At 57.7% G+C, this 6,585-nt stretch carries 6 protein-coding genes and 1 pseudogene; all 7 read left to right on the top strand.

The window, feature by feature from the left end; genetic code table 11:
• Window positions 1-69 precede the first annotated feature (69 nt).
• Window positions 70-426, top strand: a pseudogene (gene glpT / locus OKC40_RS17745) (glycerol-3-phosphate transporter); the annotation flags it as partial.
• Between the two features lie 102 nt (window positions 427-528).
• On the top strand, window positions 529-1,287 hold the full coding sequence (locus OKC40_RS17740) for a DeoR/GlpR family transcriptional regulator (protein ID WP_042012039.1): 759 nt from the start codon (window positions 529-531) through the stop codon (window positions 1,285-1,287).
• A 316-nt stretch (window positions 1,288-1,603) separates the two neighbouring features.
• Window positions 1,604-3,091 carry a glycerol-3-phosphate dehydrogenase gene (gene glpD, locus OKC40_RS17735; RefSeq protein WP_234601445.1) on the top strand — a complete coding sequence of 496 codons (1,488 nt, stop codon included), beginning with the start codon at window positions 1,604-1,606 and terminating at the stop codon, window positions 3,089-3,091.
• A 106-nt stretch (window positions 3,092-3,197) separates the two neighbouring features.
• Window positions 3,198-4,286 (top strand): glycerophosphodiester phosphodiesterase, encoded by a 1,089-nt coding sequence (gene glpQ, locus OKC40_RS17730; protein ID WP_234601444.1) that lies wholly within the window; start codon window positions 3,198-3,200, stop codon window positions 4,284-4,286.
• Between the two features lie 218 nt (window positions 4,287-4,504).
• Window positions 4,505-4,987, top strand: a complete 483-nt coding sequence (eco, locus tag OKC40_RS17725) for a serine protease inhibitor ecotin (protein ID WP_042656084.1) — start codon at window positions 4,505-4,507, stop codon at window positions 4,985-4,987.
• A gap of 297 nt (window positions 4,988-5,284) precedes the next feature.
• On the top strand, window positions 5,285-5,656 hold the full coding sequence (maoP, locus tag OKC40_RS17720; RefSeq protein ID WP_042656085.1) for a DUF413 domain-containing protein: 372 nt from the start codon (window positions 5,285-5,287) through the stop codon (window positions 5,654-5,656).
• Entirely contained in the window at window positions 5,656-6,528 is an 873-nt protein-coding gene (hdfR, locus tag OKC40_RS17715) for an HTH-type transcriptional regulator HdfR (RefSeq protein ID WP_005337525.1), read from the top strand. Before maoP ends, hdfR begins: the two co-directional genes overlap by 1 nt.
• Window positions 6,529-6,585 lie beyond the last annotated feature (57 nt).

The raw sequence follows: 6,585 nt of genomic DNA, 5'->3' as shown, positions 1-6,585 counted from the left end.
ACTACCTGAAGCAACACCGTTTATATAGCCGCACACTTGGAATTATTTGAGTCTCTAAAAATGAGGGGATCTCTAAGGGTTTACTGGTTCAACCCGGCCGGCAACCCGACCGTCGACATGATGGCACTGGTGGCTATCGGCTTCCTGATCTACGGCCCTGTCATGCTGATCGGCCTCTATGCTCTTGAGCTGGCACCGAAGAAAGCAGCCGGTACTGCGGCAGGTTTCACCGGTCTGTTCGGTTATCTGGGCGGCGCCGTGGCAGCCAACGCCATGCTGGGTTATACCGTTGACCACTTCGGTTGGGATGGCGGCTTCATGGTGCTGACCGTATCGTGCGTGCTCTCCATCATCCTGCTGGCGATGACCCTCAAACACGAGAACATTGCCGTTGCAGCCAAGAAAGCGGCTGCCAATAAGGCATAAAACGTGATCGTCAGCTTATTGATCCCAAAGGGGATCAGGTAAACTGCCAAAAGGCCCCGCATCTGCCGGGGCCTTTTTTCGTTTCATCATCGGAGTGCAAGCGTGAAGCAAACCCAACGACATCTGGAGATCCTGGACGTCCTGACGCGGCAGGGATTTGTCTCGACCGACGATCTGGTGACCCACTTTGACGTCAGCCCCCAGACCATTCGCCGGGATCTGAACGATCTCGCCGAACAGAACAAGATCCGGCGCCATCATGGCGGTGCCTCCCTGCATTCGAGTACCGTCAATACCGCCTACAGCGCCCGTAAAGTGATGCAACTCAAGGAGAAAGAGCGCATCGCCCGCGAGGTGGCGGCCAATATTCCCGACGGTTCATCGCTCTTTATCGACATAGGTACAACCACCGAGGCGATTGCCCGCGCCCTGCTCGATCACCGCGAGCTGCGCATCGTCACCAACAACCTCAACGTGGCCAGCATCCTGACGGCCAAGGATGACTTCACCGTCATCATCGCCGGTGGCGAGATCCGCAACCGCGATGGCGGCATCGTGGGGGAGGCGACCCGCGACTTTATCGGTCAGTTTCGCATGGACTATGGCGTCATCGGGATTTCGGGGATCGACAACGACGGCTCCCTGCTCGATTTCGACTATCACGAGGTGAAGATCGCCCAGGCCATCATCGCTCACTCCCGTCAGGTGTTCCTGGCCGCCGATCACACCAAGTTCGGTCGCAATGCCATGGTCAATCTGGGCAATCTCAACCAGATCCACGCCCTCTTTACCGATCAGGAGCCACCGGAAAAGCTGACGCGATTGATGGCGCAACACCAGATCGCCTGCCACATCTGCTGACGGCTGAAGAGGCCAAGGCTGTGCCGGTCGCCCGTTTGGGCGGCCTCCTTTCTTTTCCTGCCCCCATTTTTTCGTTCATTTCACCCCTTTATGGGTATTGCCAAAATAACTCTCTAACCTGGCTGTTTTGGCTATTCACTCGCCAGTTTTAGCCTGATCTCTGTCGCTCACCTGCTGTACCACTTTTGCCCCCTCTGGCGGGCTGTGGCGATCACACTTTCGCCATAAAATGTTCGTTTGTTGTATTTTCATGTTCTAAAATGAGCGAAATCAAACATTGCTGTTATAGCAATCATAAAAATGAAAGTAGGTGAACATGAGCGAACATTATGATCTGGTCGTCGTCGGTGGCGGCATCAACGGGGTCGGCATCGCAGCCGATGCGGCAGGACGGGGTCTGAAAGTTGCCCTGTTTGAGGCGCAAGATCTCGCCTCTGCCACCTCCTCCAACTCCAGCAAGCTGATCCACGGCGGTTTGCGCTATCTCGAACATTATGAATTCCGGCTGGTGAAAGAGGCGCTGGCGGAGCGGGAGGTGCTGCTCGGTATGGCGCCTCACATCGCCCGTCCGATGCGTTTTCGCCTGCCACACCGCCCGCATTTGCGTCCGGCCTGGATGATCCGCGCAGGCCTGTTCCTGTATGACAATCTGGCCAAGCGCGACAAGCTCAAGGGGAGCTGCGGCGTGCGCTTCCTGCCGCAAGATGGCTTGACCACAGGGATCAACAAGGGGTTTGAATATTCCGATGCCTGGGTTGACGACGCCCGGCTGGTGGTGCTCAACGCCATGATGGCCCGTGACAAGGGCGCCGATGTGCAGACCCGCACCGGCTGCATCAAGGCGGTGCGCGGATCCAAACACTGGACGCTCACGCTGGAGCGGGAAGGGGGCGAGCAGTTCACCGTCACCTGCCGTGGTCTGGTCAATGCGGCGGGCCCCTGGGTCAAGACCTTCTATGACGAGAGCCTGAACGAGAAATCCCCTCGTGGCATTCGCCTTATTAAAGGCAGCCACATGATAGTGCCGCGCATCCATGAGCGCGAAGAGGCCTATATCCTGCAAAACGAGGACAACCGCATCGTCTTCGTCATCCCTTATCAGCAGGACTATTCGCTGATCGGCACCACCGACGTGGAGCACCACGGCAGCCCGCGCGAGGCCAAGATCAGCGAGGCCGAGATCAATTATCTGTGCAAGGTGGTCAACGCCCACTTTACTCGCCAGATCGCCCCGAAAGATGTGATCTGGACCTATGCCGGGGTGCGTCCGCTTTGCGATGACGAATCCGATTCACCGCAGGCGGTGACCCGCGACTACACCCTTGAACTGTCGGGTGAATCCGACGGTGCGCCGCTGCTCTCGGTATTTGGCGGCAAGCTCACCACCTATCGCAAGCTGGCGCAGGCCGCCTGCAACAAGCTCAAGCCCTGGTTCAGCCAGATGGGGGATGACTGGACGGCGACCAGCCGGCTGCCCGGTGGCGAGTTCGACTGCTCGGTGCGCGAGCTGGCCCGCGCCTTTGCGCTGGAGTTTGACTGGCTCAACGATCGCAGCGCCCTGCGCATTGCCGAGGCCTATGGCGCCCATGCCCGTCTCTGGCTGAAAGAGGATCGCGGCATTCACTTCGGTGGCGGTCTCTACGAGTCGGAAGTGCGCTATCTCATCGAGCGGGAGTGGGCCTGTTCACTGGACGATATCCTCTGGCGCCGCAGCAAGCTGGGGCTGCGCCTGAACGAGTCAGAGCAGCAGATGCTGCACATCTGGCTCGACCAATATCATCACGCTCTGCGCAAGGCGAGCTGATGTGTGACGGTGGGCAGTGCGCTGCTGCCCACCGCGTTCTACCGTAAATATGCAACAAACCTCAGATAGAACAATTACCTACACACAATAATAAAGAGCCTCACCTATGAAAAAACTCGCCGTTTCCCTCATCGCCCTGAGCCTTGGGGCATCCCTCTCATTACCTGTGTTTGCTGCCGATGAAGGCAAGGTGGTGATTGCCCACCGTGGCGCCTCCGGTTACCTGCCCGAGCATACTCTGGAGTCCAAGGCGCTGGCCTATGGCATGGGGGCTGACTATCTGGAGCAGGATCTGGTAATGACCAAGGATGACCAGCTGGTGGTGATGCACGATCACTTCCTCGATGGCATCACCGATGTGGCCGAGCGTTTCCCCGGTCGTGCCCGCCCGGACGGCCGTTACTATGTGGTGGATTTCACCCTGGATGAAGTGCGCTCCCTGCGCATGACCGAGCCGTTCCAGCTGGTGGATGGCAAGCAAGTACCGGTCTATCCGGCCCGCTTCCCGCTCTGGAAGTCGAACTTCAAGATCCACACCTTCCAGGAGGAGATCGAGATGATCCAGGGGCTCAACAAGAGCACCGGCAAAAACATCGGGATCTACCCGGAGATCAAAGCTCCCTGGCTGTTCCGCCACGAAGGCAAGGATATCTCCAAGGCGGTGCTGAAGGTGCTCAAGGAGTACGGCTACACAGAGAAGGATGACAAGGTCTATCTGCAGTGCTTCGATGCCGATGAACTCAAGCGCATCAACAGCGAGCTGATGCCTGCCTTAGGGATGGATCTGAAACTGGTGCAGTTGATGGCCGAGACCGACTGGAACGAGACCATGGTCTACGACGCCAAGGGCAAGGCGACCCCCTACAACTATGACTGGATGTACCAGCCGGGGGCGATGAAAACCATCGCCAGCTATGCCGAAGGAATTGGCCCGTGGAAGCCGATGATCGTCACCGAGCCGGGCACCCTGGGCAAGCCGGTCTTCACCGGCATGGTGAAAGAGGCCCACGCGGCGGGTCTCAAGGTGCATCCTTATACCTTCCGTCAGGATGAGGGGCAGATCCCGGCTTATGCCAAGGACTTCACCGATCTGCTCAACATCTTCCTCTATCAGGCCGATGTGGACGGGGTGTTCAGCGACTTCCCCGATAAGGCGGTAGCCGTGATCAAGGCCCATGAAGGGGCGGCTAAATAGCGAAGTGGTGTCATTTGAATGTGTAGCGAGGCCAGTTGGCCTCGCTTTTTGTTGGAGGTTCCCGCAACGGGAGTGTGCGCCCTGTCAGAAAATAGCCAGATCACGTCATGGTGTGCCGGATCTGCATCATTTTACGCACTTTTTACGTAGCAGATCGCTGGCATGAAATCGGCGGAGCGGTTAGTCTAGCGGCGTTGAACCAACCCCATGAGGTACAGATGAAAGCCGTATTGCGTTTTAGCCTGCTGGGCGCCTTGTTGTTGGGTGGCCATGCCTTCGCCGCCGAGCCGAAAAAATTTGATATCAGCATGTTCCCAGCCGCTGACGTGAATCAGGAACGTGTGGTGATCCGCCTGCCAGAAGTCGAGAAAGAATCCGACATGATGGTCGAGCTGCAGGTCGGTAAAAAGATGATGGTTGACTGCAACGTACCGCGTTTTGCCGGCAACCTGGAACAGCACAGCGTCAAGGGCTGGGGCTACAACTATCTGCAACTGGGCAAGGTCTCCGACCCCATCACCACCCTGATGGCTTGCCCGGATGCTCAGCAGAAAGAGACCTTCGTCCAGATCTACGGTCAGGGCTTCTTCGTGAACTACAACTCCAAGCTGCCGTTCGTTATCTACGTGCCGCAGGAGTATGAAGTGCGCTACCGCCTGTGGCGTGCCGACAACCTGGCCCAACCGGCCATGATTGAGTAAGCATGTTTGAACCCAGGGTTCAGCTGGTTCATCTGATGTGACAAATAAAGCGCCGTTCGGCGCTTTATTTTTACCTGAATTGCCCGGGATATGACGTGAAATCGGGCTGTACGTTTACATAAGTTTATTATTTATCAACGATTTTTGTGTGCTCTGCCACAAAATCGGCGCCAGCTATGGGGCAAAGTGACTTCGATAAAAGATATTTATTAAGATAGTGAGAAAATTGATTTTGCACTCGGCGATGGCCTGATGATACTTGCCCGCAAAGGTCAAACTAACCAGAAAAAGAGCACTATGAGCTTCGAATCAGACAAGCGTTTCAACGACTTCAAACATTTTCCCCGTGGCCTGCGTCGCAGTGGTGAATTCACTGTGGCCGAAGCGGACAGTCTGGAAAAGTATGGTACCGCCATGCTGGCTCTCTATCAGGGCAATCTGACTCCCCGTGACGATGTCGAGTCCGCCTTCGTCGAGCAGGTCAAATCCGGCGCGGCCGGTGCCAACCCCCATGCCAAGGTGTGGTTCAAATACCTCAAGGTGATCGGTCCCAAGCGCGTTCATCGCCTCTGCACCGTCGTTGGCGGTGCCAGCGAAGAGAGCAGCGGTGGTGCCAGCTTTGATGTCGGTGGTGGCAGCGGTGGTGGCAGTGACGAGTCCATCGATTAATGGATACCGAGCTGCTTCGGACCTTTATCGAGGTCAGCAAGACCCGGCACTTTGGCCGGGCTGCTGAAAATCTCTACCTGACCCAGTCGGCGGTGAGTTTCCGGATCCGCCAGCTAGAGCAGCAACTGGGTGTCAGTCTGTTTGCCCGTCATCGCAACAATATCCGCCTGACCGCCTCCGGTGAGCGTCTGCTGCCCTATGCAGACGCTATCTTGCACACCCTCGGTCGTGCCAAGCAGGATGTGGCGCTCTCGCCGGGATTCAGCCAGCAGTTGGCCATCGGCGCGCCTGCGGTGTTCTGGGAGCTCGATTTCAACGACTGGCTCAATCACATCTACGCGCTGGCGCCCGGTTTGGCGGTACGGCTGGAAACAGCTTCCCGCGAACACCTCTGCCGCCAGTTGCTGGAGCGCTCCCTCGATCTGGCCCTGCTCTCCGAGCCCACCAAGATCGACGAGATCGCCCTGCATCCCATCGGTGAGCTGGTGTTCGAGCTGGTGAGCCGGGATCCGGCCGCCAATGCCGACAACCTGATGCAGATGCCGCACATCCACCTCGATTGGGGCACCAGCTTCGAGCCGCAACCCAGCCGCTTGCAGAGCCTGCAAAAGACTCCAGTGCTGCACTCCAGCTCCGCCAGCATGGCGTTGCAATTCGTGTTGGCCAACGGTGGTGCAGCCTACCTGCCACGGCGGATGGTCAGCCCCTTCCTCGAGAAAGGGGCGCTCCATCTGGTGGAGGGGGGCCAGCCGCTGAGCCGTCCGCTCTATCTCGCCTATCTGGAGAAATCCGATCGCCGGGAGCTGATCGATCAGCTGCTGACCCTGCCACTGGGTTGGCACGACGCCGAGCTGCGCCTCAACGTCGAATAAGCGTCGAGTGTTATCCAAGGAAGAGCCCACCCCACGGTGGGCTCTTCCGTTTGGGGA

It is taken from the genome of Aeromonas sp. QDB11, from assembly GCF_027705265.1.
GTDB lineage: Bacteria > Pseudomonadota > Gammaproteobacteria > Enterobacterales > Aeromonadaceae > Aeromonas > Aeromonas allosaccharophila.
The sequence above is the reverse complement of the archived record's forward strand: the minus strand, read 5'-3'. Positions and strand labels throughout refer to the sequence as shown.